Origin of the sequence: Vogesella mureinivorans, from assembly GCF_007644035.1 — a bacterium.
Classification (GTDB): Bacteria; Pseudomonadota; Gammaproteobacteria; order Burkholderiales; family Chromobacteriaceae; genus Vogesella; species Vogesella mureinivorans.
Genome location: NZ_VMTV02000800.1, coordinates 13,010 through 39,525 on the forward strand (window position 1 = coordinate 13,010; position 26,516 = coordinate 39,525).

Consider the following 26,516-nt stretch of genomic DNA (forward strand, 5'->3'; position numbering starts at 1 on the left):
CAGGCCGGCTGCCATTATTGCTACGCATGCCAGCCACCGTAACGGATTTGTGCCAGAATTCCCCCATCAGCCCACTAGCCTCTGTCCACCATGCCAAGCACAGAAAAAAAAGCCCCGCTCGACAGCATACTGAAGGTAGGTGAAACCCTGCCGGCCGACATCTATGCGGCCAACGGCTTGCTGCTGCTACGCAAGGGGCACTATGTGCTGAACGAAAAGCAGCGCGAGCGGCTGGTCGCCCTGGGCATGACCCACCCTGCCAGCGCCCTGCCGCCAGTGGAAAGCGACCTGGCCAGGATTAGCGGCGAATTCAGCCCGTTCGAAGAGATTCAGTACGCTGCGCGCCATCTGGACTACCTGCTGGGTGCCGGCCTGTCGGCACGCGGCTTCGAGCAGCGCGTGCGCGCCCTGGCCAACCGCCTGATCGCTTTTACCGAAAAAGCACCAGATGGCATGCTGGCCTCGCTGCTGCTGGTGCCGCTGTCCAAGTATTCCTCCGCGCACAGCATCCATGTGGGCATCATCCTGGCGGTACTGACCCGCCGGCTGGACCTGGAGGCGCCACCACGCAACAGCCTGATTTCGGCGGCCCTCACCATGAATTTGTCCATTGCCAGCCTGATGGACGACCTGCATCACCAAAGCAGCCCGCTTAGCCAGGAGCAGCGCAACCTGATAGAAGGCCACCCGCTGCTGTCGTCTGCCATGCTGCGCGAACTGGGCATTACTGACGAATTGTGGCATTTGCTGGTACAAACCCACCACGAAAAATGGGACGGCAAAGGCTATCCTTACCGGCTGGATAAAGAAAACATCGAGTCGCTATCGCACCTGTTGCACCTGGCGGATGTGACGGCGGCCAAGCTGGTGCCGCGTACCTACCGCTCGGCCATGAAACCCAATACCGCGCTGGCGCAGATTTTCATGGAAGCCAACGCGCTGTTTGACTACCGCTTTACCTCTTTGCTGGTGAAAGAGCTGGGCATTTACCCGCCAGGCAGTTTTGTGCAGCTGGCCAACCAGGAAATGGGCGTGGTACTGAGCCGGCGCGAGCGTGCCGACGAGCCCTGCGTGGCGGTACTGCGCCGTAACGATGGCGCACCGTACAACAAGCCACAGCTGCGCGAGGCCAGCACGCACGAGTACCGCATTCTGCAGGCCATCGACCAGAAACAGATCGGCATCCGCCCGCAATACCTGGCCAGCCTGTGGGCGCGGCACCGATCAGGAAGCTCGGCTTATAAATAAGCCGACAAGTGATACACTGTATTTATATGCATAACCCGTAAACCCCCTAATGCCATGACCGAAAAAAGCAAGCTGTCGGCCGACATGATTCTGGTAGGCAAACAACTACCCGTGGATGTATACCACCGTAGCGGCATGCTGCTGGTAAAGCAGGGGCACTACGTACTGACGCCGGAACAAAAGCAGAAACTGGTCGAACACGGCCAGCTGGATAACACGGCCAAAGCGGCGCTGGCAGAAAAAGAGCTGCGTGAACGGCGCGAGCGGCAGGAACAAGAGCGCCGTCAGGCGGCCAACCAGGTACTCAACCCACTGGTAGAGCTGGACCAGCTGGCCCACAAGGTGAATGGCCTGCTGAACCGCTACTTCCATGCTCAGCACTTCAGCCATGAGGTGGGCCATGTCGCCAGCCGCTTGCTTACCCTGGCCGAAAAGCAGCCCGACGGGCTGATTGCTGCCTGTTTGCTCGTACCCTTCAACGACTACGGCAGTATGCATAGCCTGCACACTGCCGCCATGCTGGGTATTCTGGGCCGCCGGCTGAACCTGCCTGTCAAAGAAATGCAGGTTTTGCTGTGCGCCGCGCTCACCATGAATATTGCCGCCACCAAGCTGCATACCGACTTGAGCAAGCAAGAGTCGGCGCTGGATGCATCGCAAAAGTCGGACATGTACGCCCACCCCCTGCTGTCATCTGCCATCTTGCGTGACCTGGGTGTAGACGACGATCGCTGGCACTTGCTGGTGCAACAGCATCACGAAGAATGGAACGGCTCGGGCTACCCTTACGGCCTGAAAAAAGAAGAGATCGACCCGGGCGCTCACCTGATCCGCCTGACCGATGTGCTGACTTCTCTGCTGGTTACCCAGGCGCATCGTGCCGGCCGCTTGCCGTCTATTGCGCTAGGGCGGCTATTCAAAGGTGAATTCAGCGAGTTTGACCCACGCTTTGTGGCGCTGCTGATCAAAGAACTGGGCATTTACCCGCCTGGCAGCTTTGTCCGGCTGGCCAATAACGAGATTGCCGTGGTGACGCACCGCCCGACTGACAGCAACACCAAGCACCCCAAAGTGGCAGCCATACGCTCGGCCAATGGCGAAATGTATGGCGAACCCCTGCCACGCAATACCCGCACCACCGAGCAAGCCATTACGGAGCCTGTGTCATTGAAAGAAGCAGGCGTGCGCCCGGCGTTTCTGGTGAAAATCTGGAATACCTGACGCCATTACCGATACATGCAACACACGCAAAAAGACCCGCAACAGCGGGTCTTTTTGATGGTACAGAGCAGGCTCAGGAGAAATGTTCTTCCGCCGACAGATAGCGCCATTTGCCGGTGGGCAGGTCGCCCAGCATGATGGTGCCGATACGGATACGCTTCAGGCCCACAACGTGCAGGCCTACCAGCTCGCACATGCGGCGTATCTGGCGCTTTTTGCCTTCTTTCAGGATAAAGCGCAGCTGATCATCGTTTTGCCACCAGACTTTAGCCGGCAGTAATGCATCACCGTCCAGTGACAGACCGTGATTCAGCAACTTCAGGCCTTCAGGTGTCAGGTTGCCTTCCACCCGCACCAGATACTCTTTTTCCACATCCGAACGCTCGCCAATGATTTCTTTGGCCACACGGCCGTCCTGTGTCAACACCAGCAGGCCTACCGAGTCGATATCCAGACGGCCTGCAGGTGCCAGGCCTTTCATATGATCGCGCGAGAAACGGATACCGGATTTGTCTTCCGCCCAGTGGTTATCCGGCGTGATCAGCGCGGCGGCAGGCTGGTAGCCGTTTTCTGCCTGGCTGGACACATAGCCCATGGGCTTGTTGATCAGGATAGTGACGCGCTGCGCCTGCGCCTTGCCCAGGCGGTCGTCCAGCTGGATCTGGTCGGCTGGTGTGACTTTTTGCCCCAGCACCGCTACCTCGCCATTGACGCGCACCCAGCCTTGCTCGATATAGCTATCCGCCTCGCGACGGGAACACAAGCCCATCTCGGCCATGCGTTTTGACAAGCGTACTGGTTCCATAATGACTCCGCGTAAAGGGCAGACAAAACAATAGCGCCTACCTGTGATGAGGGGCGCTATTGTACGGCAGCAGGGGTTGGCCGCAAAGCGGAATCAGATGTGGTTGAACAGCGTCAGCTGGCCGATCTGGGCATAGGTTTTCTGGCTGGTCTGCAAGGCGGTCATGGCCATCTGGAACTCGGAAGTAGCCTTGGCAAAGTCCAGGTCTACCAGGTTACTCATCTGGCTGGCGTACTGCACCGCCATGCTTTCGCCCAAATCTTGCAAGGAGGTAATTTCCTGCTGGCGCCCGCCCACACTGGCCTGCCCGGCCAGTAGCGTGGCCAGCCCTTTATCCAGCCCGGACATAACGGCCTGCAGGTCTGCAGTGTATGTCGGCGAGCCACCAGGGCCCTGGGTCAGTGCCGTATCCAGGCTGGCCAGGCTGGCCCACAGGCCCGGCGTGAAAATATCGTTACCCACCTCGGTGATGGGTAGCTCGCGACCAGACGCAATAGGCACTTCCTGCCGTTGCTGATCGCCCTGGTAGGTAGCGCCTGCAGCGCCTGCCTGCACAAACGGCGCCACGTCCTTGCGCGTACCACCAAAGATGAAGTTACCCGAGCCGTCTGATGTGTTAGCCAGGCCGATCAGCTCTTTCACGCGCTCGCGCATCTCGTTCTGGATGGCTTTGCGGTTGTCGTTGCTCAGCGAGCCATTACCGGCCTGAATAGCCAGGGTCTTGATGTTGGCAATAGTGGTCGAGGCACTTTGCAGCGCCGTATCGGTAATCGCCAGCTGGCTGGCCGCCATGCCTGCGTTCTTGATTTGCTGCTCGTTCATGGACTGCGACTGCGCCACCGATACCGCCTGCGTTGCCGCTACCGGGTCATCAGAAGGGCGCACCACACGGCGCAGGGTGGAAAGCTGCTCCTGCAAATGGTTCAGCTGTGCCTGCTTGGTTTGCAGGCCATAGGTACCCAACATGTATTGGGAGTTGCTACTTACGCGCATGATTTATCCTCCCGCTTAGCGGAGCTCCAGCAAATTCTTGAACATGTCCTGCGCTACCTGAATCACCCGGCTGGAAGCCTGATAAGCCTGCTGGAAACGAATCAGGTTGGCCGCTTCTTCGTCCAGGTTGACGCCGGAAATTTCCTCACGGTTCAGCGACACTTGTTGCTGCGAAGCCTCCTGAGCGGTAAGCGCAATACTGGCCACGTTGGCCCGGTTACCGACATAGCTCACCATCTGGCCGTAAAAGGACTGCAGATTGGTGGTGGGTTTATCGGTAAGCGGCGGTACCAGATTGGACGACGCAGTCGGCGTTGGCCGCACCAGCGGCTTGGTTTGCAAGCGCGACATTTCCAGCATATTGGCGTTGTCTTGCGCGGCCAGGGTGCCCGGCACCTTGGTGCTCAGGGTGATATCTTGCGCCGCAGTCGACACCCCTTCCGGTTTGAACTGGATACTTACTTTGTCATCGCCGCTTTGCACCGTAAATTCGTATACACCCGATTGCGTGGTAGACAGTGTTATCGGGCTAATCGCCAGACCCGGCACAGCGGTAATGGAAAACTGTACGCCTGTGGCAGCGGGGTCGTAATGCAGGTTCAAGCTACTTACTGCCGGTGTGGCCTGGGCCAGCACCTGGCTCAAACTGGGGTTGGTATCCTGTGCCGCCGTGGCGGAACGATGCAGGTTGGCCGTTTGCCAGATCGACGCAATACTCGGTTTGCCAGCCACGGGGTCGGCCACATTCTTGCCTTGCAAAGCAGAGGAAGCGGCAATTTTGGACGGGTCGGCAATCACCACGGCAAACTTGTCCAGCGCCTGGCGCATGTAGAACGCCTGTTTGTCCGGGCTAGCTCCTGTAGCTTCGGCGGCGGCTCGCTCGGCGGTAAGGTCGGTGAAGAACAACGCACCCGCTGCAGGCTGGCCGGTGAGGTCATAGCCCAGCGAATGCTGGCGGTTGAATGCATCGGACAATTCTACTGCCATCCGGCCCAGATCTGTCTGGATGCGGCGCACATCGGTACCCAGCACGCCCATGATGCCCTCCAGCTTGCCCCCCCCCATACGCGACGAGTCGATGGCAATGGTGCCGTTGACATTGGGGATGGCAATGCCTACCGAAATGGCATCCGGGTCATCCGGATTAACGCGCTGCAACACCATTTTGCCAGCCTGGTCACCCAGCACCAGCGCCTGCCCCTGGCCAACAAAAATACTGTAGCTGCCATCGTCTTGCACCACTACATCCGTCTTGATCATGCCGTTGAGCTTTTGCACCAGCGCATCACGGCGGTCCAGCAAGTCGTTTGGCAGCCTGCCCGCGCCCTGCTGCAAGGTGGCAATCTGGCGGTTTATGTTGGCTATTTCGGTCGAGTAGGCATTAATGCTTTCCACGCTGGAGTTTGCCTGGATAGACAAGCCCTGGCGCAGCTCTTCCACACGGCTGCCGATTGCCGCAAAGCGACCGGACAGGGCCTGAGCCTGGCTTAATACAGACTGGCGCGCTGCAGTGGAAGACGGCTGGGCATTCAGCGTTTGCATACTGCTGAAAAACCCCTGTATCACCGACGACAGGCCCGCATTGGAGTCGGCCATCAGGTTGTCCAGATCATGCAAAGACTGTGTCTGTGCGTCTAGCGAGGCGACTTTGGCATTCACATCCCGCAGCTGAGCTTCGGTAAACTGGTCGTAGATACGGTTCACGCCAGTCAGGTTGGCACCCGTGCCCACAAAACCATACCCCTCAAACAACGGGTCACTTGCCTTCTGCGTGGTTGTCTGACGGGTATAACCTTGCGTGTTGACGTTGTTAATATTATGACTGGTGGTTTCCAGCGCCGCCTTGGCCGCATTAAGGCCAGTGACGGCAATACCGAAAATGCTGCCGCTCATATCAGTTCTCCTTAATACTGTTTATCGACGCCATTGCCAATTAATGAAGCATCAAATACTGGTAACGGTACGAATCACAGCCTGTAGCTTCTGCGCATAAGCCGGGTCAGTGGCATAACCGCCACGCTGCAAGGCCGTAGCGAAACCCGCGCCGTTCTGCCCCTGGTTCAGCGCCTGCTGGTAGCGCGGGTTGTCAGACAACAAACGGGCATAGTCATCAAATGCCGCCTGTAGCGACGGATAAGCACGGAAAGCACCTATCTGCTTCTGCGCCACGCCGCCTTCGTACTCGGTGGTCATGGTAGCCACGACATCACCCTTCCACCCTGGCGTAGCCTTGATACCGAACAGGTTGTAGCTATTGCGGCCATCCGGGTGGCGGATAGCCCGCTGCCCCCAGCCAGACTCAAGCGCGGCATGCCCTACCAGCACCTCGGGCGCGACACCAAGCTTGGCTGCAGCCTGGCTGGCATGGGGTAGCATGGTGTCCACAAACGACCGTTTGCTGCCGGATAAGGCCTCGTTACTACCACCTACCGCCACCGCTTGCGCCGGCGCCGCTACGGCCTCGTAGGCATCCAGGGCTTTTCTGACAATCGGCGCCACGGGCAATGCCGGCTGGTCTGCGGCAATCTCTGCCGGTACATCCGGCATGGATTTCAGCAGATAGCCGGACAAAGCGTCGGCCAGGCCAAAACCACCCGCCTGCACCAGGGTCTGTACGATTTGCTGGTCGTACATGCCGCGGTAGGTATCCATTTCCTGGCTGTCTTCTTCGTCACTCAAAGAAGAAGCACGCATGGAAGACATCAGTTGCCCCATCAGCATGGCCTCAAACTGGCCAGCCGCTTGCCTGACTGCCTCTTTGGGGTCTTTTCTTGCCAGATCGCTCATGGCCCGGGTGGCTTCCGGGTCCATGGCCAGGCGATTGGCCGTACTGTTGGGGTTGATCATGGTGACAAATCCTCTATCGACCAGGCAAAAGAGCAAATATCAGGCCAGCTTGCAAGCACCACAAAAAAAAGGGGCGATACCCAAGGTATCGCCCACCAAAACTCCATAAATAACGGAGTGCCTATCAACTTGTGTCAAATAATCTGCAGGTCTGCCTTCAAGGCACCAGACGATTTCATCGCCTGCAGAATCGAAACCAGATCTTGCGGGGTTGCCCCCACGGAATTCAATGCGCTAACCACCTGCGACAGCGAAGCACTGCCTGGCAGGCTCAACACCTTGCCACCGTCAGCCTTGATCGCAATATCGGCCTGGTTGGTGACCGTAGTCTGCCCGCCACTCAAGGCCGGCGGCTGGCTGACACTGCTATTGCCACTCACCGTCACCGACAGGTTACCGTGCGCGATAGCGCAAGGCTCGATCTTGACCGCGCGGTTCATCACAATAGAGCCAGTGCGAGCATTCACGATGACTACCGGTGAAACTTCTGCCGGTTCTACGGCAATATTTTCCAGCCGGGCCAAAAACTGTATGCGGGCATTACTATCCTGTGGTGCACGCACCTCGATCAAACCACCATCTACAGCCCGGGCCACACCAGGGCCAAATTCTTTGTTAACCGCCTGTACCACACGGTTGGCCGTCGTAAAATCAGACTCTTGCAGGTTTAGCGCAATCACTTCGCCACTGGCAAAGGCATTGGGCACTTCGCGCTCCACCGTTGCACCGGCGGGAATGCGGCCAACACTGAGGTGATTTACCTGAGCCTTGCTACCGCCCGACGAGGCACCAGCACCACCCACCACCACATTACCCTGTGCCAAGGCATAAATCTGGCCATCAGCACCTTTCAGAGGCGACATCAGCAGCGTACCGCCGCGCAAACTCTTGGCATCCCCTACCGACGATACCGTCACATCCATTGCCTGGCCACGGCGCGCGAAAGGCGGAATGGTTGCCGTCAGCGTCACTGCCGCCACATTTTTCGGGTCCAGCTTGGTACCCACCGGCACCTGCACACCCAGCTGGTTCAGCATGCTGGCAAGCGACTGGCTGGTAAAAGGCGACGATCCGGCTTTGTCACCACTGCCATCCAGCCCCACCACCAGACCATAGCCCAGCAAGGGGTTGGAGCGTACACCGGCCACATTAACCAGCTCTTTCAGACGCTGCGCTGCCATGGCCTGCGAGGCTAGCAAACAGATACCCACCATCAGCCAGATACGTTTCATCACTTGGCCCTAGCCGCTAAAAAGGCAGTACAGACAAAAAAATCTTCTGCAGCCAACCGGTATCATTATACGCGCGGCCTCGCCCCTCATTCAGCTGCTCGATCCGCGCATCAGCAATGCGGGTGGACTCCACCGTATTGCCCTGCTTGATATCACGCGGGTTCACCACGCCGGATAAGCGGATAAATTCGTGCTCGCTGTTGATCTTCATTTGCTTTTCACCACTCACCAGCAAGTTACCGTTCGGGTAAACATCTACCACGGTTACCGTAATGGACGAGTTGAAAGAGCTACTGTTATTACTACTGGTTTTACCTTGTTCGCTCGCCGAGCCAGTGCCACTCAGGCTGGTACCGGCCAGCTTTTTCTCCACTGCCCCCGGAAAAAACGGCAGCGAGAGGTTGGCCGCAATACTGCCATTAATGCTGGAATTACGCTGCCCGGCAGAATCTTCCTTATTGGAAGACGTCGTACTTTCCCGAATCTGCACCGTCAGCAAGTCCCCCACTCGTACCGGGGTTTGGTCTTCAAAAAACGGTTTGTAATTACTGGTCTGGAAAATCGATCCATCCGTTGGCATGGCCATGGGCAGCTGCTGCGGTCGCACAGACATCGGCTGATGCGTAATGGGGGCAGACTGTGTACTGCACCCGGCCAGGCACAATAGCGCGAGCGCCATGCCTGCCATGCCTAGCAACTTAGTCATCGCCATTCCTCACATTAAAGCTGGGTCAGCCTTTGCAGCATTTCGTCAGAAGTCTTGATGGCACGCGAGTTCATCTCGTAGGCGCGCTGCGCCTGAATCATGCTGACCAGTTCTTCTGCCACATTAACGTTCGACTCTTCCAGAAAGCCGGATTTGACCTTGCCAAAACCCAGCAGACCACCGGTACCCGTTACCGCCGCACCCGAGGCGGCTGTTTCCAGATACAAATTGCCGCCAATCGCATCCAGACCTGCCGGGTTGATAAAGTCGGCCAATTCCAGCTGACCTGCCTGGGTACGATCCGTTGCGCCAGGCGCCAGATACGACACCGCACCGTCTTCAGATACCTGATACGCCGTGCCGTCCGGCACGGTAATTTCCGGCTGCACCGGGTAACCCTCTGCCGTTTCCAGGCGCCCGGTGGCGCCACGCTGAAACTGGCCGTTACGGGTGTAGGCGGTTTGGCCATCCGGGGTTTGTACCTTGAAGAAACCACGGCCATTTACTGCCAGGTCAAACACATTGCCCGTGGTACTCAGGCCACCTTCGGTATGCACACGAGCGGTAGCCATGGGGGCAGAGCCCAAGCCCACGGTCAAACCGGTAGGCAGGGTTTCACCTGTTTGCAGGCGAGAACCCGGTGTACGCAGGGTCTGGTACATCAAGTCTTCAAAAACAGCAGCGCTACGCTTGAAACCCTTGGTTCCCACGTTGGCCAGGTTATTGGAAATCACATCCAGACGAAACTGGCTGGATTCCATACCCGACTTGGCCGTATAAAGCGAACGCATCATAATTAAATACCTACCCGGTGTTATTTTCTATTTAGCCAACAGACAATATTTGCGTTGCCTGCTTGCCGTTCTGCTCGGCATTTTGCATCAATTTTACACTAAGATCGTAATGTTTGGCATGGCTAATCATCTGAACCAGGCTATCTACTGCATTAACATTACTACCTTCCAGATAACCGGCCCGTACTTTTACTACCGGGTCGGCATCTGCATCCTGGCCGCTATTCAGGCGAAACAAACCATCTTCACCTTTATATACTTCATTGGCAGCTGGATTCACCAGTTTCAATCTACCGATTTCCTGCGGCTGGCCACCGTTAGCCGGTATGGCAAACAAGGTACCGTCCTGCCGCAAATCTGGCAGAGAACCTTCAGGCATCACCAGCTGCCCACCATCACTAGCAATAGCCATGCCAGTTCTGGTACGCACGACACCGGCCGAATCCAGCATAAAACCGCCATCTCGCGTGTATGCCTCACCACCATTTGGCGCTTCTACGGCAAAAAAACCCGGACCGGCAATGGCAAAATCGAAATTATTGCCGGTCACCTGCATGGCACCCTGGGACAAATCGTGGCCCACGGTATTATCCACTTGATAAATACGGGTAGGCGCGCCATCGCCCACCACTGGCAGGGCGCGAAAAGCATTCAGCTCTGCCTTGAAACCGGTAGTGTGAATATTGGCCAGATTATTTGCCGTGGTTGCCTGCTGCAGCTCCACGTGTTTGGCACTTGTCATGGCCAGGTAAATCATCTTGTCCATATCACACTACCTATTCAGTTTTATTAGCGCAGGTTCAGCAGGGTTTGCAGGATGGCATCCTGCGTTTTGATGGTTTGTGCGTTAGCCTGGTAAAAGCGCTGCGCCACGATCATATTAATCAGCTCGGCCGTGGTGTCCGCATTGGATTCTTCAATGGCAGACGATTGCAGCTTGCCAAAACTACCCTCACCCGGAAAACCTGGCTTGGCATCACCCGAGGCAGCGGTCGCTGCCCAGTTGTTCTCGCCGTTTGGCTGCAAGCCCTGGGCGTTATCGAAGGTGTACAGGCGAACACGACCCACGCTTTGCGCCTGGCCGTTGGAATACTTGGCGATGATATTGCCATCATCCGCAGTCTCCACCCCGACCAGCTCACCCTTGGGGTTACCATCCACCTTGGCCCGGGCAACGGTAAAGCTGCCAGAATATTGGGTCGTACCGGCAAGATTCACCACGATACCGCCATCATCCAGCTGGTTCGGCTGGCCAGGCACCGGCAAGTTGGCCGCAGTTGCACCACCCGGCACGGTAAACGAGAAGGGGGCAGTCAGCTTGCCGTCTGCAGTAAACGATACCGAACCCACGTTTTGCACGGCGTTGTTATTCAGTTTGTACGACACGTTCCAGGTGTTATTCACCGCAGGCGGGGTACCTGCCACAGCCTGACGCTGGAAGTACAGGGACACGGTGTGCGCACTACCCACTTTGTCGTACACACGCATACTGGTGGTGAAGTTGTACGTGCTGGCATCGCTAGGCGTAATGGCCGGGACCGGGGCTTTCAGCGCAGCAGGCGACGCAGTGTAATCAATCAGCGGCGACTTCTGGTCGGCATCCAGGTTGAACTGCCAGTCCAGCTCAGTAGACGGTGTACCAGGCAGGCCCGCGCGGTCGATCTTGATCGGCGCATCGTCGCCGCCACCCACAGGCTCGCCTACCAGGTAGTTGCCGTTATTGACGAAAAAGCCGTCTTTATCCAGCTTGAACTGGCCGTTACGGGTAAAGAAGGTGGACGTGGCCGTCGGGTCGCTCCACAGCTTGAAGAAGCCGGCACCGGAAATCGCCATATCCAGCGGGTTTTTGGTAGCCGTGATATTGCCCTGCTGGAACTGCTGCGCCACCTTGATGGTTTGCGAGCCGATACCGGACTCGGTGTCGCTCACACCATACAGGCTGGTAGCGTACAGGTCGGAAAACTCTGCACGGGACGATTTGAAACCTACGGTACTGGCGTTGGAAACGTTGTTACCGATCACATCCAGTTGCTTGGCTGCGGCATTGAGACCACTCAAACCTTGCTGAAAACTCATGATTCTCTCCTAAACTCTCACACCGCAAATCAAAGGATCTGACTGATCTTGCTGACCGGCAAACGCTCGCCGGTAGACACCACAAACATCGGCACACCTTTTTCCCACGCCACACTGGTAACTTTGGTTGGCGCCATCATGGTGGCATCCACCGCAGTACCATCTGCCGTTGCCTCTACCTTGAAGCTGTATTCGCCGTTGGCCTGGGTAGCGCCATTCGCACCCTTGCCATCCCAGCTAAAGACAAACTGGCCCTGCTTTTGCGGGCCCATTTCGAAGCTATCGACTACAGCACCGCTGCTATTGGTGACCGTCACCACTACCTGGCTGGCTGGCTTGGCAAATTCGATGGTGCCCACGGCCTTGCCATCGGTCAGCGTCAGCTTGTTATTCGGGCTCAGCACCTGGCGGCCAATCAGCATGGTGGCCAATAGCGACTGGCTGGCAGCCTGGCTTTCGGTCATGCTTTTTACTGCCAGATTCACGCTTTCCAGGCCGCTTACCGTACTGATCTGCGCCATCTGACTGGTCATCTGGCTGTTATCCATCGGGTTCATCGGGTCCTGCGCTCTCAGCTGTGTGGTCAGCAGCGTCAGAAAGCGGTTCTGGATTTCAGCCGAAGAGTTGCCTGTCGCCGTGTTGCCGGTGGCCGAGGTTGGGTTCAGCGAGCTGTAGTCAAAATTGGTCGATGCAATACTGGTAGCCATGATTTAGTCCTTGCCTTACTGGCCCAGCTGCAGGGTTTTCTGCAGCATGGTTTTGGCAGCATTCACAATTTCTACGTTGGTCTGATAGGAACGGGATGCCGAAATCATGTCAGCCATCTCCTCTACCGGATTCACGTTCGGCATGCGCACATAGCCTTTTTCATCCGCCAGCGGGTGGCCCGGCTGGTACTTCATGCGAAATGGCGAGGTATCCTCGGCCACGGCAGTTACCCGCACACCCGCTACCTGCGGCGTATTGGCACTGACCGGCACGGCGGTAAACACTGCGTGGCGGGCACGATAGGGTTCGCCAGTAGACGACGCCGTGCTTTCGGCGTTGGCAATATTGCTGGCCACCAGGTTCAGGCGCATGGACTGCGCAGTCAGTGCCGAGCCGGCAATATTGAACACATTAGACAGCGACATGATTACTGGCCTCCTTTGATAACATCCATCAGCCCGCTGATGCGCTTGTTCAGGAAGGTCAGGGTGGACTGGTATTTCATGGCGTTATCGGTAAAGGCCGAGCGCTCCACGTCCATATCCACCGTGTTGCCGTCCAGGCTGCGCTGTACTGCGCTGCGGTGCTGCAGGCCACCTTCTACCGCACGACTACCGGTGGCAGCCATGTGGCGGTTATCGGTTTGCGCCAGGGCCACCCCGCTGGCTTGCAGCGCGGCGGTCTGGCTTTTCAGCGCTTTGCCAAAGTCAAAATCCACCGCCTTGTAGCCAGGGGTATCGGCGTTAGCGATATTGCTGGCAATGACCTCGGCCCGCGCCGCGCGCAGGTCCAGCGAGCGCTGGAAGAAGTCTAGGTGGGAAGAGATTTTGTTCAGCATGGCTATTTTTCCTTGAGTCAGCCCATTTCAGCACAAAGCGTGCCAGCTTTTTTTGCCCGAAACCCTCAAGAAAACCCGCCCGCTGCCGGCTAGCCGGCCACCCACACCCGCCAGGCGGCAAAGGCGGCGGCAATATTTGCCGCAGCATGTAAAACGCCGCCCGCAGGCGGCGCTATCACAGGCATGCCAACACGGCTTAGTCGTCTTCGCGAATCTCGAAGTCGTGGCTGATATCGGCGGTCTTACCCAGCATGATGGACGCCGAGCAGTATTTTTCGGCAGACAGGCTGATGGCGCGCGCCACCACGTCTGCTTTCAGGCTGCGGCCAACTACCACAAAGTGGAAATGGATCTTGGTAAACACTTTCGGGTCGGTATCGGCACGCTCGGCGTCCATTTCCACCCAGCAGTCACGCACGTCCTGGCGCGATTTTTTCAGGATGGACAACACGTCGTAGCTGGTGCAGCCGGCCGTGCCCAGCAGCAGCAATTCCATCGGGCGCGGGCCCAGGTTGCGGCCGCCACCTTCCGGTGCGCCGTCCATCACCACGGCGTGGCCACTGCCGGTTTCACCCATGAAACACACGCCATCTACCCACTTCAGTCTTGCCTTCATGCTTGCTCTCCGATTGAAACAGGGCATCAGCCTAACATCGCCGATTTGGGCGGACAAAGAATCACCGGTAAAATGAAAAGATTATTTAGTTTTGAAGTGCACACACATGCTTGTTCTTGGTATCGAATCGTCCTGTGACGAAACCGGCGTCGCCCTGTACGACACCGAACGCGGCCTGATTGCCGACCAGCTGCACTCCCAGATGGCCATGCACGCCGAATACGGCGGCGTGGTGCCCGAGCTGGCCAGCCGCGACCATATCCGCCGCGTGCGCCCGCTCACCGACGCCTGCCTGGCAGAAGCTGGCGTCACCCTGCAGGACATCGACGCCATTGCCTACACCCAGGGCCCCGGCCTGGGGGGGGCGCTACTGGTCGGCGCCAGCTACGCCAACGCCCTGGCCTACGGCCTGGGCAAGCCGGTGATTGCCGTGCATCACCTGGAAGGCCACCTGCTGTCGCCGCTGCTGGCCGAGCCACGCCCGGACTTTCCTTTCCTGGCGCTGCTGGTATCCGGCGGCCACACCCAGATCATGGCCGTGCGTGGCGTGGGCCAGTACGAGATTCTGGGCGAGACGCTGGACGACGCCGCCGGTGAAGCCTTCGACAAAACCGCCAAGCTGCTGGGCCTGCCCTACCCCGGCGGCCCGCTGCTGTCGCGCCTGGCCGAAGAAGGCGACCCGGCACGCTTCGAGCTGCCGCGCCCCATGCTGCATTCGGCCAACCTCGACATGAGCTTCTCCGGCCTGAAAACCGCCGTGCTGATGCTGAGCAAACAGGTAAAAGCCGAACACGGCAGCATCGACGAGCAAGCACGCAAAGACATCTGCCGCGCCTTCCAGGAAGCCATCGTCGAGGTGCTGGTAAGCAAGTGCATCAAGGCGCTGAAACAAACCGGCATGCAGCGCATCGTGGTCGCCGGCGGCGTGGGCGCCAACAAACAGCTGCGCGCCGCGCTGGACGACGCCACCCGCCGCCGCCAGTACCAGGTGTTTTACCCGCCGCTCAAGCTATGTACCGACAACGGCGCCATGATCGCCTTTGCCGGCGCCATGCGGCTGAAATACGCCACACCGGCCGGCGGCTTTACGGTAAAGCCACGCTGGGAGCTCTCCAACCTGCCGGCGGTATAAGCGCCCCCATAAACCGCACGGGCAGACGCTGCCAGACGGCGTCGCCCGCCAACTACCACCCGCCATACCGGCTGTACGCGAGCGCTGATTGTTCGTGTTTTCGGTGTGCTGCCGTGGCAAACAAGCCAACATGATCCAGCTAAAAAACCTTACCTTGCGCCGCGGCCTGAAAGAACTGCTGCTTGCGGCCAACCTCACCATCAACCCCGGCAACAAGGCCGGCATCGTGGGGGCCAATGGCGCGGGCAAATCCAGCCTGTTTGCCCTGCTCAAAGGCGAGCTGCACGCTGACAGCGGCGACGCCATCGTGCCGCCACACTGGACGCTGGCCCACGTGGCGCAGGAAACCCCGGCGCTGGCGCAATCGGCGCTAGATTACGTGCTGGACGGCGACGCCGAGCTACGCGGCCTGCAGCACAAGCTGGCCGCTGCGGAGGCCAGCGGCGACGGCCACGCCATCGGCAGCCTGCACGGCGAGCTGGAGCGCATCGGCGGCTACGCCGCGCCGTCGCGCGCGGCCAAGCTGCTAAACGGCCTGGGCTTTGCCCCCGACAGCCACGAGCGCCCGGTGTCCACCTTCTCTGGCGGCTGGCGCATGCGCCTGAACCTGGCGCAGGCGCTGATGTGCCGTTCCGACCTGCTGCTGCTGGACGAACCCACCAACCACCTGGATCTGGAAACCGTGCTGTGGCTGGAAGACTGGCTGAAAGCCTACGAAGGCACGCTGCTGGTGATCTCGCACGACCGCGATTTTCTGGACAGCATCACCAGCCATATCGTGGACGTATCCAGCCAGAGCCTTACCCTCTACACCGGCAACTACAGCCAGTTCGAGGTGATGCGCGCCGAAAAGCTATCGCGCCAGCAAGGCGACTACGAAAAGCAGCAGCGCCAGATCGCGCACCTGGAATCGTTCATTACCCGCTTCAAGGCCAAGGCCAGCAAGGCGCGCCAGGCGCAAAGCCGGGTGAAGGCACTGGAAAAGCTGGAACGCATCGCGCCCGCCCATGTGGCCTCGCCGTTTGACTTCCATTTCGATACACCGGACAACCTGCCCAACCCGCTGCTGCGGCTGGATGCGGCCAACGTAGGCTACGGCAGCACCACCATCCTGCACCGGCTGGCGGTATCGGTAGAGGCCGGCAGCCGCATTGGCCTGCTGGGCGTCAACGGCGCCGGTAAATCCACGCTGGTCAAGCTGCTGGCCGGCGAGCTGCCGCCACAGAGCGGCGAGCTGATCTGCGCGCAAACGCTGAAAATCGGTTACTTCGCCCAGCACCAGCTGGACACGCTGCGCCCGGACGAATCGCCGCTGCGCCACATGCAGCGCCTGGCGCCCGAGGTACGCGAGCAGGAGCTACGCACCTTCCTGGGTGGCTTCAACTTCCGTGGCGATATGGTCAGCGACCCGGTGGGCCCGATGTCCGGCGGCGAAAAATCGCGCCTGGCGCTGGCGATGATCGTGTGGCAAAAGCCCAATCTGCTGCTGCTGGATGAACCCACCAACCATCTGGACCTGGAAATGCGCCACGCGCTGACGCTGGCGCTGCAGGACTTTGGCGGCGCGCTGGTGGTGGTGTCGCACGACCGCTCGCTACTGGAATCCACCACCGACGTGTTCTGGCTGGTGGCCGACGGCACGGTGCAGCCGTTCGACGGCGACCTGGAAGACTACCGCCAATGGCGCCTGGCCCAGCTGGCCGAGGCCAACCGCCCGTCCAGCGGCGACGCGCAAGCCGTCAACCGCAAAGACCAGAAGCGCCAGGAAGCCGAAGCACGGCAGAAGTTGGCCGCAGCCAAAAAACCGCTGCTGGCCAAGCTGACCAAACTGGAAAAATCGCTGGAAAGCCTCAGCAGCGAAAAGGCCGCACTGGATGGCTTTTTGTCCAGCGAGGATGCCTACAGCGACGCCAACAAAGCCAAGCTGGCCGACAGCATCCGCCGCCAGGGCGAGGTCGCCACGCAGCTGGAAAGCGTGGAAGAAGAATGGATGCTGCTGCAGGAAGAAATCGAAGCAGTGGAGCAGCAGCACGCCACCGGCTGAGCAGCCGCCATCCCGCTAGATAAGCAAAAGCCCTTGCTGCAACAGCAAGGGCTTTTTTTGTTGTCGGCCACGCCACAACGCGACGTGCGGCCAACCTTGCGCCTGCCGCCTCAGGCAAACCAGCGCGCCAGCGCCTGCGCTACCGCGGCCTCGGTGTGGTGGCCAATCACGGGTGCCTGCGGCACGCGCTGCCGCAGCGCGGCGCTGGCGTTAGCCATCACGTGCGGGTGGCCCACCAGCGCCAGCATCTCGGCATCGTTCAGCGCATCGCCAAACGCAGCGCACTCTGCCGGGTCGATGTCCAGCTGCTGCAGCACAGGCAGCAGCGCACTGCCCTTGCTGACACCTGGCGCCATGGCCTCCAGATAGCAGTCTTGCGAATACGTCAGCGCCAGCTGGCCCTCAAAGCGGTACAGAATGTCGGCCTCGATACGCGCCAGCAGCGCCGGCTCGCCGCAGTAAACAATCTTGGCCACGTCGCGGCCGTGGTAGTCGGCCAGGCTGTCCAGCTGCTCGGCCGCCTGCGCGTACCAGTCCAGCCCGCCGCCGTTGTAGCGGCATGCCAGGCGGCGGTCGTCCAGATACAGCGCCATCTCCGCGCCCATGGCCAGCTCCGGCTGTACCAGTTTTTGCACCAGCGCCGGTGCCAGGTTGGCCGCAGCAAACAGGCTGCCATCCGGCGCGTGCACGCGTGCGCCATTGGCGCTAAGCACCCAGGCCGGCACGCCCAGCTGCTGCAGCAAAGCCTGCACAAAGGGGTAATGGCGGCCGGTGGCCACCATGACGTGGCAGCCCGTGGCGGCAGCCCGGCGCAGGGCGTCCATATTGGCCGCCAGCGGCTGAGAATCTGCCCCCAGGAAGGTTCCATCCAGATCGGTAATCACGGCGCGTAGCATCACAGGCTCCCAAGGAATAATCTGGCATGATTGTGCACAATCATGCAAAAACAGGCAAGCACTCCGCCACACAACCCAGCAGAACTCGGCAAAATCTTGACCCAACCATGCCGAGTATTGCACGATGTGGTTTTACCTTGCCCGATTACCCGCCATGACCCAGCCCGCCCCGCTTGGCCTGCCCAGCGACCGCCAGACCTATATCCGCCAGCGCCTGCAGCAGGATGGCCGCGTGGTGGCCACCGAGCTGGCGCAAACACTGGGCGTGTCGGAAGACTCCATCCGCCGCGACCTGCGCGAGCTGGCCAGCAGCGGTATCTGCCAGCGCGTATACGGCGGCGCCATCGCCATGACGCCCAACACCGGCAACTTCAGCCAGCGCAGCCACGAGAACATCGCGCGCAAAGCCAGGTTGGCCGCAGCGGCGGTGCAGCTGCTGCGCCCCGGGCAGTTTGTGTTTCTGGATTCCGGCACCACCAACCTGGAAATCGCCCGCGCCATCCCCGACGGGCTACCGCTGACCATCGCCACCAATGCCATCCCCATCGCCGCCGCCCTGCTGGGGCGCACCGCGCTGGAGGTGCTGGTGGTAGGCGGCCGCATGGACCACCGCATTGGCGGCACCATGGGTAGCAGCGCCATGCTGGATATCCAGACGCTGCGGCCGGACGTGTGCTTTCTGGGCACCTGCTCGCTGGATATCGAGCTGGGCGTGGGGACCACGCTGTCGGAAGAAGCGGCGCTCAAGCGCGAGCTGGTGCGCCACAGCAGCCAGGTGGTGCTGTGCGTCACCAACGAAAAGCTGGATACCGCCAGCCCGTTTTCGGTAGCGGCGATGGCCGATATCAGCCAGCTGGTGCTGGAGGCCGATGCCGAGCCACACAAGCTGCAACGCCTGCGCGACTGCGGCGTGCCGGTACTGCTGGCCAGCAGCTAAGCCCACGCCGGCGGCAGGCATGAAAAAACGGCGCCGGGGTATACCGGGCGCCGTTTTTGGTGACCGAGGCTTGCGCTTACACGCGCTCGCCCCACAGGTCGTGCTCGCTGGCATCCACGATCTCTACCTGCACAAAGTCACCCACGTTCAGGCCATCGGCGTCTTCAATGAACACCAGGCCGTCGATTTCCGGCGCATCGGCGTAGCTGCGGCAGATGGCCGTGCCTTCTTCGTCGATCTCATCCACCAGCACGGTCAGCGTGCGGCCAACCCGTGCCGCCAGGCGGGCGGCGGAGATTTCTGCCTGCACGGCCATGAAACGCTCCTTGCGGGCTTCTTTCACGTCTTCCGGCACCGGGTCGGCCAGCTCGTTGGCCGCGGCGCCTTCTACCGGCGAATAGGTGAAACAGCCTACGCGGTCCAGCTGCGCTTCTTCAATAAAGGCCAGCAGCTCTTCGAAGTCTTCTTCGGTTTCGCCGGGGAAGCCCACGATAAAGGTGGAGCGGATCACCAGGTCCGGGCAGATCTCGCGCCATTTCTTGATACGGCCCAGCACGTTTTCGCTGTTGGCCGGGCGTTTCATCAGCTTCAGGATCTTCTGGCTGGCGTGCTGGAACGGGATATCCAGATACGGCAGGATCTTGCCTTCGGCCATCAGCGGGATAATCTCGTCCACGCTAGGGTACGGGTATACGTAGTGCAAGCGCACCCAGATGCCGTGCTTGCCCAGCTCTTCGCACAGCTCCAGCAGGCGGGTCTTGATGGGGCGGCCGTTGTAGAAGCCCAGCTTGTACTTCTGGTCCACACCGTAGGCAGAGGTGTCTTGCGAGATGATCAGCAGCTCTTTCACGCCGGCCTTGGCCAGGTTGGCCGCCTCGGACAGCACGCTGTCGATGGCACGGCTGTCCAGGTCGCCACGCATGGACGGGATAATGCAGAAGGTGCAGCGGTGGTTACAGCCTTCGGAAATCTTCACGTAGGCGTAGTGCTTGGGCGTGAGGCGCACGCCGATATCCGGCACCAGGTCCACAAACGGGTCGTGCGGCTTGGGCAGGTGGGTGTGCACGTGGGTCATCACCTCGTCGGTGGCGTGCGGGCCGGTAATGGCCAGCACCGACGGATGCGCTTCTTTCACCACGTCGCCCTTGGCGCCCAGACAGCCGGTAACGATCACCTTGCCGTTTTCGTTGAGCGCCTCACCGATAGCATCCAGCGATTCCTGCACGGCTGCATCGATAAAACCACAGGTATTGACGACCACCAGGTCAGCACCATTGTACGTACCGGAAATTTCATAACCCTCGGCGCGCAGGCGCGTCAGGATCTGCTCGGAATCCGAAGCTGCTTTTGGACAGCCCAGGCTCACGAAGCCTACTTTTGGAGCAATGTGCGACATGTAAACGTCAACCCTGTAGATCAATAAAGACAGAAAGCCGGGCGCTGCAATCAGCGCCCGGCTAGATGGGGTGGATTATAAAAAATTCTGCGCAATAAAACTACTTGCCCGGCTCATCCTTGCCGTCTTCGCGCGCCGGCGGGTAGGCGGGGAAGCCAAAGCCGGTAAACATGGTGCGCGCTTGCTCCTGCATGCGGTTTTGCATATCCAGGAACATATTGGTGCTCTGGTCCAGGTAGCTGGACATCATGTTCTGCATGGCCGGGCCCTGGAAATTCAGGAAATCGCCCCACAGCTTGGCACCCAGCAGCGGGTTATCGCCGTACATGGCCTTGGTTTGTTCCTGCATTTTTTGCTGCAGTTGCACAAAAACCTGCAGGTTTTTTTCCAGGAAGGGGCCCATCATGCCTTGCATGGCCTGGCCGTAGAAGCGGATGAACTGCGTTAGCACCTCGTAGCTGAACATCGGCGAGCCGCCATTTTCCTCTTCCAGAATGATTTGCAACAACACGCCACGGGTAATGTCATCGTGGGTTTTGGCATCCACTACCTGAATGTCCACATTGTCCAGTACCAGCTGTTTTACATCGCCCAGCGTGATGTAGGAACTGGTTGCAGTATCGTACAGACGACGGTTCGGGTACTTCTTGATCACCCGTTTTTCTACGCTCATGAAACACTCTCCCAGCTTATCTGTTTTGTTGTGTGCCGCCACATTACCATAAATGCAACAGCCTAGAGCAAAACTCCTAGTCAGCCAGCCGCAGCCAAGCTAACATTCGATCAGCATTGTGCATCGCACAAAAACACCGCTTCAGACGGTGCGACCACAGAACACTGCTGTGCCAATCCATGCAATCAACATCTATTGTGTTACGAGGATCCCAGTATGACTACTTCTAACGAACAATTCGCCAAACTCTCCGCAAATGGCTTCGAAGCCGCTTTCCGCGTTGCACAAATCACACTGGACAGCGCCGAACGCTTTGCCAAACTGAGCCTGGAGCTGTCCAAGCAGAGCCTGGAAGAAAACGTAAAACTGGCTCGCGAGCTGGGCAGCGTGAAAGACCCGCAAGAAGCCCTGTCCCGCGTGAACAAGCTGGCCGCACAAAACCTGGAACAGGCTGTTGCCAACAGCCGTAACGTTTACGACATCGTGTCGCAAACCCAGACCGAGCTGAGCAAAGTCGCCGAGAGCAATATCGCCGACCTGAACAAAACCCTGATCGGCAATGTTGAAGCACTGACCAAAAATGCACCGGCCGGTTCCGAAACTGCCGTCAACGCACTGAAATCCGGCCTGGCTGCCAGCGCAGCTGCTTTCAGCACCCTGAGCAAAGCCGGCCAGCAAGTAGCCGAATTTGCCGACAGCAGCGTAAAAGCTGCCACCAGCGCGACTGCCGATGCGGTAAAAGCTGCGGCCAAGCGTACTGACCCTACCTCCTGATCGCAGGCAGTAGCCAGATAGAATCCCCGCCCCATGGCGGGGATTTTTCTTTGCTGCGCGCACGTAGTAGCTTGCCCGCGTAAGGGTTACAATGCGCAGCATCAAGCCAACGACTGGAAGCATTGCAGCATGAAAATCAGTAGCAATTTCGACGCAGGCAGCATCGAAGTAGTAGCCATCAACGGATTTGAAGACATTCAATTGCGCATCCGTAAAGACAATGCCTCGGACTTTGCGCAATGGTTTTACTTCCGGCTGCAAGGCGCGGCATACGAAACCTGCCGCATCCGCTTTCTGGATATTCAGCATACCGCCTACCCCAAAGGCTGGGAGGGCTACCAGGCCGTAGCCTCGTACGACCGGGTAAACTGGTTCCGCGTCCCCACCTATCTGGATGGCGACGAGCTGGTGATCGAGCACGCACCGCTGGCTGGCAGCATCTACTACGCCTACTTCGAGCCCTACTCGCACGAACAGCACCTGAACCTGATCGGTATGGCGCAAAGCTCCGGCCTGTGCCAAGTAAGCGATCTGGGTTCAACCGTACAGCAGCGTGACATCAACCTGCTGACCATCGGCCACGAGGTTGAGTCTGACCTGAAAATCTGGGTGACCGCCCGCCAGCACCCTGGCGAAACCATGGCTGAGTGGTTTGTAGAAGGCTTCCTCACCCGCCTGCTGGATTCGCAAGACCCTACCTCGCGCGCGCTGCTGGACCGCGCCACTTTCTACGTGGTGCCCAATATGAACCCGGATGGCTCGGTACTGGGCAACTTGCGTACCAATGCCGCCGGGGCCAACCTGAACCGCGAATGGCTGAACCCCAGCCTGGAAACCAGCCCGGAAGTCTTCCATGTGCGCAACAAGATGCTGGAAACCGGCGTAGACCTGTTCCTGGACATTCACGGTGACGAGGCGATTCCTTATGTCTTCGTGGCCGGTACCGAAGGCGTACCCAGCTACAGCCCGCGCGTTGCCGAGCTGGAAGAACAGTTCAAGCAGCAGCTGAAAGTCGCCTCGCCAGACTTCCAGGACGAACACGGTTATGAGCGCGACGAGCCGGGTGCGGCCAACCTGTCCATGGCCACAGCGTGGGTAGGCAACCAGTTCCAGTGCCTGGCGTATACGCTGGAAATGCCGTTCAAGGACAACGACAACCTGCCAGACGACGATACTGGCTGGAACGGCCAGCGCAGCCTGCGCCTCGGCGAGGCTACGCTTAGCGCCATTTATGGCGTACTGAAAACCATACGCTAAGCAGCAAACCCGTAAAAAAAGCCGCTTGAAGCGGCTTTTTTTACGGCAGGCTAATTTACGACAGAGTCTTGATCAGCTCGATCTCGGCCTGACACCATTCGGTTCCCTTTTCCACCACCCGCCCCAGGCTAATCAGGAATACCTTGCCCCGTGCCACCATCTGATACTGCTTGCCCATGGCGTAGGTACCAATGGAAATCAGCACGGTATTGAGCTTCCTGCCCTCGCGCAACAAGGGGACAAACAAGGCAATCTCACCCTGGTTCCATACCATCTCGGCAGGTGTTGCAGGGTCTACCGAGCGCCCCTCTTCCTGACGTAAAGCAGCGGCTACCGGCCGGTTGGTAAGAATATGCACGCCAAGGTACAGCTTGTCCTGCCCCGGGCGCTGCAAGCGCCGCACCACCCCTAGCGACCAGTCACTGTCGCCACGCTGGCGAAAGCCCAGCAAGGTACCCAACGCGACCCATTCGTTGCCTTGCGCGGGCAAGCTCAGGCCCAAGCCGGTTTCGCTGCGGTTGTCTACATCCCAGAACGGAAACTGCTCTTTTTGCTGCAGCAATGGCGCCACTTGCCGCTCGCGCCGGCGACTGGTAACAAAACCATAGATACGCACCTCGTCGGCGGTATCGAAATTGTCATCATTTCCGCCTGCACGCCGCGTATCTTCACGGGCCTTTTCTTCCTGTTCACGTACCAGCTTGTGTAGCTGCGCAAAACGCTGTGCCACTTCGATCTGCTGGCTATCCACACGCACGCGCTGCGCTCGCTCGTACATATACGGCCTTACCGACCATTCGCGGCACAGATAACGCAGCAAGCCTGCATCCACGCCCGCCGTCATGATGGCTTTCAGCTCGGAAGGTACCGAGCCAGACTCGAATACCGACACCCAGCTGGTCAGTTGATCGATCAGGTCTGCGGTACTCCACACCCTGACATGCCCTTTTGGTATGGCATCCCGCAGTCTGGCAGGCGGCTGGCCGGCAGTCAGGTTTACCATGAAGCTGGCATTGCCTTCGTAGTCCTGCCCTAGCGCCATGTGGCGGGATGTCAGCAAAGAAAGCTGGTAGGCAAAACGGATCTGGCGAATGGCCAGATTACCGCTGGTCAGCGTGGACACCATCAACAGCGACAAATACAGGTCGTGAATGGTAGTGGCATGCTCTTCCCCGAACAGCTGCACCGGCACCGCATCGATATGATGCTGCTCGGCATAAGCAAACAGCTGGTTGGCGTTGCGCCAGAACATTTCGTCGGGCTGGAAGTGCCGATAGTATTGCCATAGGGCAAATTCGGTCAGGTAGTGCATCATGCGCGCGATCACCACCGGCAGCATGATGCGTACCGTGGCGGCCGAGCTGTCATCCGGGTCGAAGCCCATAAAGCGCTGGTAGGCCGCGAGGATCTGCCGGCCATAGCCCAGTATCTGCGCGCGCAGCTGTGCTTCCAGCGCTTTGGGCATACGTGTATTGAGCAAGTACTGCTCGCACAGCTGCTGGTGCTGCACGGAAATCAGCCGATCCAGCTCCAGCACTGCCTCAAGTGCGTCCGGGCTGTAGTTTTCGCTTTGGGCGTTAAACTGCATCAGCAGCTCGCTGACCTTTGCGTGGGCTACCGGGCCAGTTTCACGCGCCAGCGGGGCATACCACTCTGTAATCAGCTTGACCGAGTCGAGCGGATGCGAGGCTTTTTTGCTGCCAAAAGAGAAGAAATCAAGCTTGACCATGGGTTGAGCACACCAGCTTATACAAACAGTGCCAGACAGCTGCACAGGATTCAATACAAGGAGTATACGCGATGAACCCGCTGCAAAAAACAAAACGCCATGTAGATACATGGCGTTTTGTCTGGTGATGCAACAGCCTTACTTGATTTGCAAGGCTTCCAGGTCGCGACCGGAGTCAATCCATGCCACCACCCACAGTGGCTTGCGGCCACGGCCAGTCCACGACAGGCTGGCGTCATCCGGGTGACGATACTTGGCTTCTACCGGCTTGCGGCTGCTCGCAGCAGGTGCCGAGCCCAGCTTGGCAGATTTGCTGGCGATATCTTCGATATCCAGGCCATGGGTACGAATCAGTTCCAGTACTTGCTTGGCAGCTTTGGCTTTTTCTTCGCTTTCACGACGACGGATTTCAGCATCCACATCAGCGCGCAGTTGCAGCAGTTCTGCAAAATCAACAGTAGACAGTTCCATTTACAACTCCCCTTGAATGAACAATATTAATCTGTAACTAAGTTAGTCATACTGATAACTTTAGTCAAGACTATATTGCATAATCAGGCCATTACAATCAATCAGCATCAGGAAGAATATAGGGCAATGCCTGTTTTTCAATTACTGCCTGTGGATTATCTTGCAACATGGGCCGCCCTTCCCACGCACTGTGCTGCACTACCAGCAAGCACGCTACGCTAGCATCTGCCATTTCTGCCGCCAGCACGACCCGGCCAATAACCTGATCGCCGGTTGATTCCGCAATAATGGCTGCACCTTCTTTTACACTGGCGCCACGCACAGTGGCCCGGTAGAGGCGGCGCTTCACTTTACCCAGATATTGCGTACGCGCCACGATTTCCTGCCCAGGGTAGCAGCCTTTCTTGAAGTTGATACCGCCGAGCAATTCCAGGTTCAGCATCTGCGGCACAAATTCTTCAAATGTGGCCAGAGAAACCCAGCCCAACCCGGCGCGAATAAACAGATAATCGGCGGCGGCGCTGCCTACGGCTTGCAGGCCTTGCTGCCAGGTATTCGCCAATGGCAGACACGCCAGGCGCAGCATCAAGCCAAAGCCGATAGACAATACCAGCCCCCCCTGCGCGGCAGAAACCAGCCCAGGCTGCTGCGCTTGTGCGTCCTGCACCAGCCAGAGTGCATAGTGCTCGCTTACCGCATCGACTTTCACTTTGGCACGCAAAATAAACATGCTGAGGCGGCGGCGGAATGCGTCGGCAATATCCTTGCGCAGCAGCAAATAATACTGGCCATCCACACCTGCCAGGATAAAGCTGGCTTGCATGCGGCCTTTGGCGGTGGAATAGCTGCCCAATGTCACGCCACCAGCAGAAACGGCGGCAACATCGCATGAAAACTGCCCCTGCAGAAAGGCCGTGGCATCCTCGCCGTGGATATGCAGCAAGGCAAACTTAGTCAGCAATGAATAAGCCTGGCCGGCTTCCACTGCGGCCAACTGCTGTGCGTAGCCTGGCAATTTCAGCTCGTCATTTTCGATGATTTCACCCTGATTCTCTACCAACCATTGCGCTATTAGCTGCTGCATTGCACACCTCAATAAATATTGATCTAAGCAGGCGCAGCA

26 protein-coding genes are annotated in these 26,516 nt (G+C 58.7%); 7 read left to right on the plus strand and 19 right to left on the minus strand.

Going from position 1 to position 26,516, the window contains the following annotated elements:
* The first annotated feature begins 90 nt into the window (after positions 1-90).
* A complete protein-coding gene (locus tag FLQ44_RS19410) occupies positions 91-1,248 on the plus strand; it encodes an HD-GYP domain-containing protein (RefSeq protein WP_147695696.1) in 1,158 nt (385 codons plus the stop codon).
* A gap of 54 nt (positions 1,249-1,302) precedes the next feature.
* Positions 1,303-2,469: an HD-GYP domain-containing protein gene (locus FLQ44_RS19415; protein ID WP_147695697.1), complete on the plus strand. Its 1,167-nt coding sequence runs from the start codon at positions 1,303-1,305 to the stop codon at positions 2,467-2,469.
* A 73-nt stretch (positions 2,470-2,542) separates the two neighbouring features.
* Here FLQ44_RS19415 and FLQ44_RS19420 read toward each other — a convergent pair whose 3' ends face one another.
* The 13 genes from FLQ44_RS19420 to FLQ44_RS19480 form a co-directional block, all read right to left on the minus strand.
* Positions 2,543-3,274 carry a pseudouridine synthase gene (locus FLQ44_RS19420; protein WP_147695698.1) on the minus strand — a complete coding sequence of 244 codons (732 nt, stop codon included), beginning with the start codon at positions 3,272-3,274 and terminating at the stop codon, positions 2,543-2,545.
* Positions 3,275-3,367: 93 nt separating this feature from the next.
* The gene (flgL, locus tag FLQ44_RS19425) at positions 3,368-4,267 is read right to left on the minus strand and encodes a flagellar hook-associated protein FlgL (RefSeq protein WP_147695699.1); all 900 of its coding nucleotides are present in this window, start codon (positions 4,265-4,267) and stop codon (positions 3,368-3,370) included.
* 15 nt (positions 4,268-4,282) lie between these two features.
* Positions 4,283-6,160 (minus strand): flagellar hook-associated protein FlgK, encoded by a 1,878-nt coding sequence (flgK, locus tag FLQ44_RS19430; protein WP_147695700.1) that lies wholly within the window; start codon positions 6,158-6,160, stop codon positions 4,283-4,285.
* A gap of 51 nt (positions 6,161-6,211) precedes the next feature.
* Positions 6,212-7,114: a flagellar assembly peptidoglycan hydrolase FlgJ gene (gene flgJ / locus FLQ44_RS19435; protein ID WP_147695701.1), complete on the minus strand. Its 903-nt coding sequence runs from the start codon at positions 7,112-7,114 to the stop codon at positions 6,212-6,214.
* A 134-nt stretch (positions 7,115-7,248) separates the two neighbouring features.
* Entirely contained in the window at positions 7,249-8,346 is a 1,098-nt protein-coding gene (locus FLQ44_RS19440; RefSeq protein ID WP_147695702.1) for a flagellar basal body P-ring protein FlgI, read from the minus strand.
* A gap of 16 nt (positions 8,347-8,362) precedes the next feature.
* Entirely contained in the window at positions 8,363-8,932 is a 570-nt protein-coding gene (locus FLQ44_RS19445) for a flagellar basal body L-ring protein FlgH (RefSeq protein ID WP_240801346.1), read from the minus strand.
* Between the two features lie 134 nt (positions 8,933-9,066).
* The gene (flgG, locus tag FLQ44_RS19450) at positions 9,067-9,846 is read right to left on the minus strand and encodes a flagellar basal-body rod protein FlgG (RefSeq protein WP_147695704.1); all 780 of its coding nucleotides are present in this window, start codon (positions 9,844-9,846) and stop codon (positions 9,067-9,069) included.
* A gap of 31 nt (positions 9,847-9,877) precedes the next feature.
* On the minus strand, positions 9,878-10,612 hold the full coding sequence (locus tag FLQ44_RS19455; protein ID WP_147695705.1) for a flagellar basal body rod protein FlgF: 735 nt from the start codon (positions 10,610-10,612) through the stop codon (positions 9,878-9,880).
* Between the two features lie 23 nt (positions 10,613-10,635).
* Positions 10,636-11,922 (minus strand): flagellar hook protein FlgE, encoded by a 1,287-nt coding sequence (flgE, locus tag FLQ44_RS19460; protein ID WP_147695706.1) that lies wholly within the window; start codon positions 11,920-11,922, stop codon positions 10,636-10,638.
* Positions 11,923-11,951: 29 nt separating this feature from the next.
* Positions 11,952-12,629: a flagellar hook assembly protein FlgD gene (locus tag FLQ44_RS19465; protein ID WP_147695707.1), complete on the minus strand. Its 678-nt coding sequence runs from the start codon at positions 12,627-12,629 to the stop codon at positions 11,952-11,954.
* Between the two features lie 15 nt (positions 12,630-12,644).
* Positions 12,645-13,055: a flagellar basal body rod protein FlgC gene (gene flgC / locus FLQ44_RS19470; RefSeq protein WP_147684209.1), complete on the minus strand. Its 411-nt coding sequence runs from the start codon at positions 13,053-13,055 to the stop codon at positions 12,645-12,647.
* 2 nt (positions 13,056-13,057) lie between these two features.
* A complete protein-coding gene (gene flgB / locus FLQ44_RS19475; protein WP_147695708.1) occupies positions 13,058-13,468 on the minus strand; it encodes a flagellar basal body rod protein FlgB in 411 nt (136 codons plus the stop codon).
* Positions 13,469-13,664: 196 nt separating this feature from the next.
* Complete coding sequence (locus FLQ44_RS19480; protein WP_147684212.1) at positions 13,665-14,084, minus strand: OsmC family protein; 420 nt, start codon at positions 14,082-14,084, stop codon at positions 13,665-13,667.
* Between the two features lie 106 nt (positions 14,085-14,190).
* On the opposite strand from FLQ44_RS19480, the gene tsaD reads away from it, so the two are divergent.
* Together tsaD and FLQ44_RS19490 are read left to right on the plus strand one after the other, a co-directional pair.
* Positions 14,191-15,216, plus strand: coding sequence for a tRNA (adenosine(37)-N6)-threonylcarbamoyltransferase complex transferase subunit TsaD (gene tsaD / locus FLQ44_RS19485; protein WP_147695709.1), 1,026 nt, complete (start codon positions 14,191-14,193; stop codon positions 15,214-15,216).
* 130 nt (positions 15,217-15,346) lie between these two features.
* Positions 15,347-17,260, plus strand: coding sequence for an ATP-binding cassette domain-containing protein (locus FLQ44_RS19490; RefSeq protein WP_147695710.1), 1,914 nt, complete (start codon positions 15,347-15,349; stop codon positions 17,258-17,260).
* A 110-nt stretch (positions 17,261-17,370) separates the two neighbouring features.
* Here the strand turns inward: FLQ44_RS19490 and FLQ44_RS19495 are convergent, their stop codons facing one another.
* Complete coding sequence (locus FLQ44_RS19495; protein ID WP_147695711.1) at positions 17,371-18,156, minus strand: Cof-type HAD-IIB family hydrolase; 786 nt, start codon at positions 18,154-18,156, stop codon at positions 17,371-17,373.
* Between the two features lie 154 nt (positions 18,157-18,310).
* On the opposite strand from FLQ44_RS19495, the gene FLQ44_RS19500 reads away from it, so the two are divergent.
* Positions 18,311-19,093, plus strand: coding sequence for a DeoR/GlpR family DNA-binding transcription regulator (locus FLQ44_RS19500; RefSeq protein WP_147695712.1), 783 nt, complete (start codon positions 18,311-18,313; stop codon positions 19,091-19,093).
* A gap of 76 nt (positions 19,094-19,169) precedes the next feature.
* Here FLQ44_RS19500 and rimO read toward each other — a convergent pair whose 3' ends face one another.
* Positions 19,170-20,489, minus strand: coding sequence for a 30S ribosomal protein S12 methylthiotransferase RimO (rimO, locus tag FLQ44_RS19505; RefSeq protein WP_147695713.1), 1,320 nt, complete (start codon positions 20,487-20,489; stop codon positions 19,170-19,172).
* Between the two features lie 100 nt (positions 20,490-20,589).
* Entirely contained in the window at positions 20,590-21,162 is a 573-nt protein-coding gene (gene phaR / locus FLQ44_RS19510) for a polyhydroxyalkanoate synthesis repressor PhaR (RefSeq protein WP_147695714.1), read from the minus strand.
* Between the two features lie 216 nt (positions 21,163-21,378).
* Between phaR and FLQ44_RS19515 the strand changes: the two genes are divergently transcribed.
* Both FLQ44_RS19515 and FLQ44_RS19520 read left to right on the plus strand, forming a co-directional pair.
* Positions 21,379-21,936: a phasin family protein gene (locus tag FLQ44_RS19515; protein ID WP_147695715.1), complete on the plus strand. Its 558-nt coding sequence runs from the start codon at positions 21,379-21,381 to the stop codon at positions 21,934-21,936.
* A gap of 129 nt (positions 21,937-22,065) precedes the next feature.
* Complete coding sequence (locus FLQ44_RS19520) at positions 22,066-23,193, plus strand: M14 family metallopeptidase (protein ID WP_147695716.1); 1,128 nt, start codon at positions 22,066-22,068, stop codon at positions 23,191-23,193.
* Positions 23,194-23,248: 55 nt separating this feature from the next.
* Here FLQ44_RS19520 and FLQ44_RS19525 read toward each other — a convergent pair whose 3' ends face one another.
* From FLQ44_RS19525 to ygfZ, 3 genes are all read right to left on the minus strand, one after another.
* Entirely contained in the window at positions 23,249-24,922 is a 1,674-nt protein-coding gene (locus tag FLQ44_RS19525; RefSeq protein ID WP_147695717.1) for a cyclic-di-GMP receptor FimW-related protein, read from the minus strand.
* 138 nt (positions 24,923-25,060) lie between these two features.
* Positions 25,061-25,393: an H-NS histone family protein gene (locus FLQ44_RS19530; protein ID WP_147695718.1), complete on the minus strand. Its 333-nt coding sequence runs from the start codon at positions 25,391-25,393 to the stop codon at positions 25,061-25,063.
* Between the two features lie 97 nt (positions 25,394-25,490).
* A complete protein-coding gene (ygfZ, locus tag FLQ44_RS19535; protein ID WP_147695719.1) occupies positions 25,491-26,477 on the minus strand; it encodes a CAF17-like 4Fe-4S cluster assembly/insertion protein YgfZ in 987 nt (328 codons plus the stop codon).
* Positions 26,478-26,516 lie beyond the last annotated feature (39 nt).

Excerpts from the sequence above, each read along its gene's own strand:
- FLQ44_RS19410 (WP_147695696.1), top strand. The coding sequence starts at position 91 with ATGCCAAGCACAGAAAAAAAAGCCCCGCTCGACAGCATACTGAAGGTA.
- FLQ44_RS19415 (WP_147695697.1), top strand. The coding sequence starts at position 1,303 with ATGACCGAAAAAAGCAAGCTGTCGGCCGACATGATTCTGGTAGGCAAA.
- FLQ44_RS19420 (WP_147695698.1), bottom strand. The coding sequence starts at position 3,274 with ATGGAACCAGTACGCTTGTCAAAACGCATGGCCGAGATGGGCTTGTGT.
- flgL (WP_147695699.1), bottom strand. The coding sequence starts at position 4,267 with ATGCGCGTAAGTAGCAACTCCCAATACATGTTGGGTACCTATGGCCTG.
- flgK (WP_147695700.1), bottom strand. The coding sequence starts at position 6,160 with ATGAGCGGCAGCATTTTCGGTATTGCCGTCACTGGCCTTAATGCGGCC.
- flgJ (WP_147695701.1), bottom strand. The coding sequence starts at position 7,114 with ATGATCAACCCCAACAGTACGGCCAATCGCCTGGCCATGGACCCGGAA.
- FLQ44_RS19440 (WP_147695702.1), bottom strand. The coding sequence starts at position 8,346 with ATGAAACGTATCTGGCTGATGGTGGGTATCTGTTTGCTAGCCTCGCAG.
- FLQ44_RS19445 (WP_240801346.1), bottom strand. The coding sequence starts at position 8,932 with ATGGCCATGCCAACGGATGGATCGATTTTCCAGACCAGTAATTACAAA.
- flgG (WP_147695704.1), bottom strand. The coding sequence starts at position 9,846 with ATGATGCGTTCGCTTTATACGGCCAAGTCGGGTATGGAATCCAGCCAG.
- FLQ44_RS19455 (WP_147695705.1), bottom strand. The coding sequence starts at position 10,612 with ATGGACAAGATGATTTACCTGGCCATGACAAGTGCCAAACACGTGGAG.
- flgE (WP_147695706.1), bottom strand. The coding sequence starts at position 11,922 with ATGAGTTTTCAGCAAGGTTTGAGTGGTCTCAATGCCGCAGCCAAGCAA.
- FLQ44_RS19465 (WP_147695707.1), bottom strand. The coding sequence starts at position 12,629 with ATGGCTACCAGTATTGCATCGACCAATTTTGACTACAGCTCGCTGAAC.
- flgC (WP_147684209.1), bottom strand. The coding sequence starts at position 13,055 with ATGTCGCTGTCTAATGTGTTCAATATTGCCGGCTCGGCACTGACTGCG.
- flgB (WP_147695708.1), bottom strand. The coding sequence starts at position 13,468 with ATGCTGAACAAAATCTCTTCCCACCTAGACTTCTTCCAGCGCTCGCTG.
- FLQ44_RS19480 (WP_147684212.1), bottom strand. The coding sequence starts at position 14,084 with ATGAAGGCAAGACTGAAGTGGGTAGATGGCGTGTGTTTCATGGGTGAA.
- tsaD (WP_147695709.1), top strand. The coding sequence starts at position 14,191 with ATGCTTGTTCTTGGTATCGAATCGTCCTGTGACGAAACCGGCGTCGCC.
- FLQ44_RS19490 (WP_147695710.1), top strand. The coding sequence starts at position 15,347 with ATGATCCAGCTAAAAAACCTTACCTTGCGCCGCGGCCTGAAAGAACTG.
- FLQ44_RS19495 (WP_147695711.1), bottom strand. The coding sequence starts at position 18,156 with ATGCTACGCGCCGTGATTACCGATCTGGATGGAACCTTCCTGGGGGCA.
- FLQ44_RS19500 (WP_147695712.1), top strand. The coding sequence starts at position 18,311 with ATGACCCAGCCCGCCCCGCTTGGCCTGCCCAGCGACCGCCAGACCTAT.
- rimO (WP_147695713.1), bottom strand. The coding sequence starts at position 20,489 with ATGTCGCACATTGCTCCAAAAGTAGGCTTCGTGAGCCTGGGCTGTCCA.
- phaR (WP_147695714.1), bottom strand. The coding sequence starts at position 21,162 with ATGAGCGTAGAAAAACGGGTGATCAAGAAGTACCCGAACCGTCGTCTG.
- FLQ44_RS19515 (WP_147695715.1), top strand. The coding sequence starts at position 21,379 with ATGACTACTTCTAACGAACAATTCGCCAAACTCTCCGCAAATGGCTTC.
- FLQ44_RS19520 (WP_147695716.1), top strand. The coding sequence starts at position 22,066 with ATGAAAATCAGTAGCAATTTCGACGCAGGCAGCATCGAAGTAGTAGCC.
- FLQ44_RS19525 (WP_147695717.1), bottom strand. The coding sequence starts at position 24,922 with ATGGTCAAGCTTGATTTCTTCTCTTTTGGCAGCAAAAAAGCCTCGCAT.
- FLQ44_RS19530 (WP_147695718.1), bottom strand. The coding sequence starts at position 25,393 with ATGGAACTGTCTACTGTTGATTTTGCAGAACTGCTGCAACTGCGCGCT.
- ygfZ (WP_147695719.1), bottom strand. The coding sequence starts at position 26,477 with ATGCAGCAGCTAATAGCGCAATGGTTGGTAGAGAATCAGGGTGAAATC.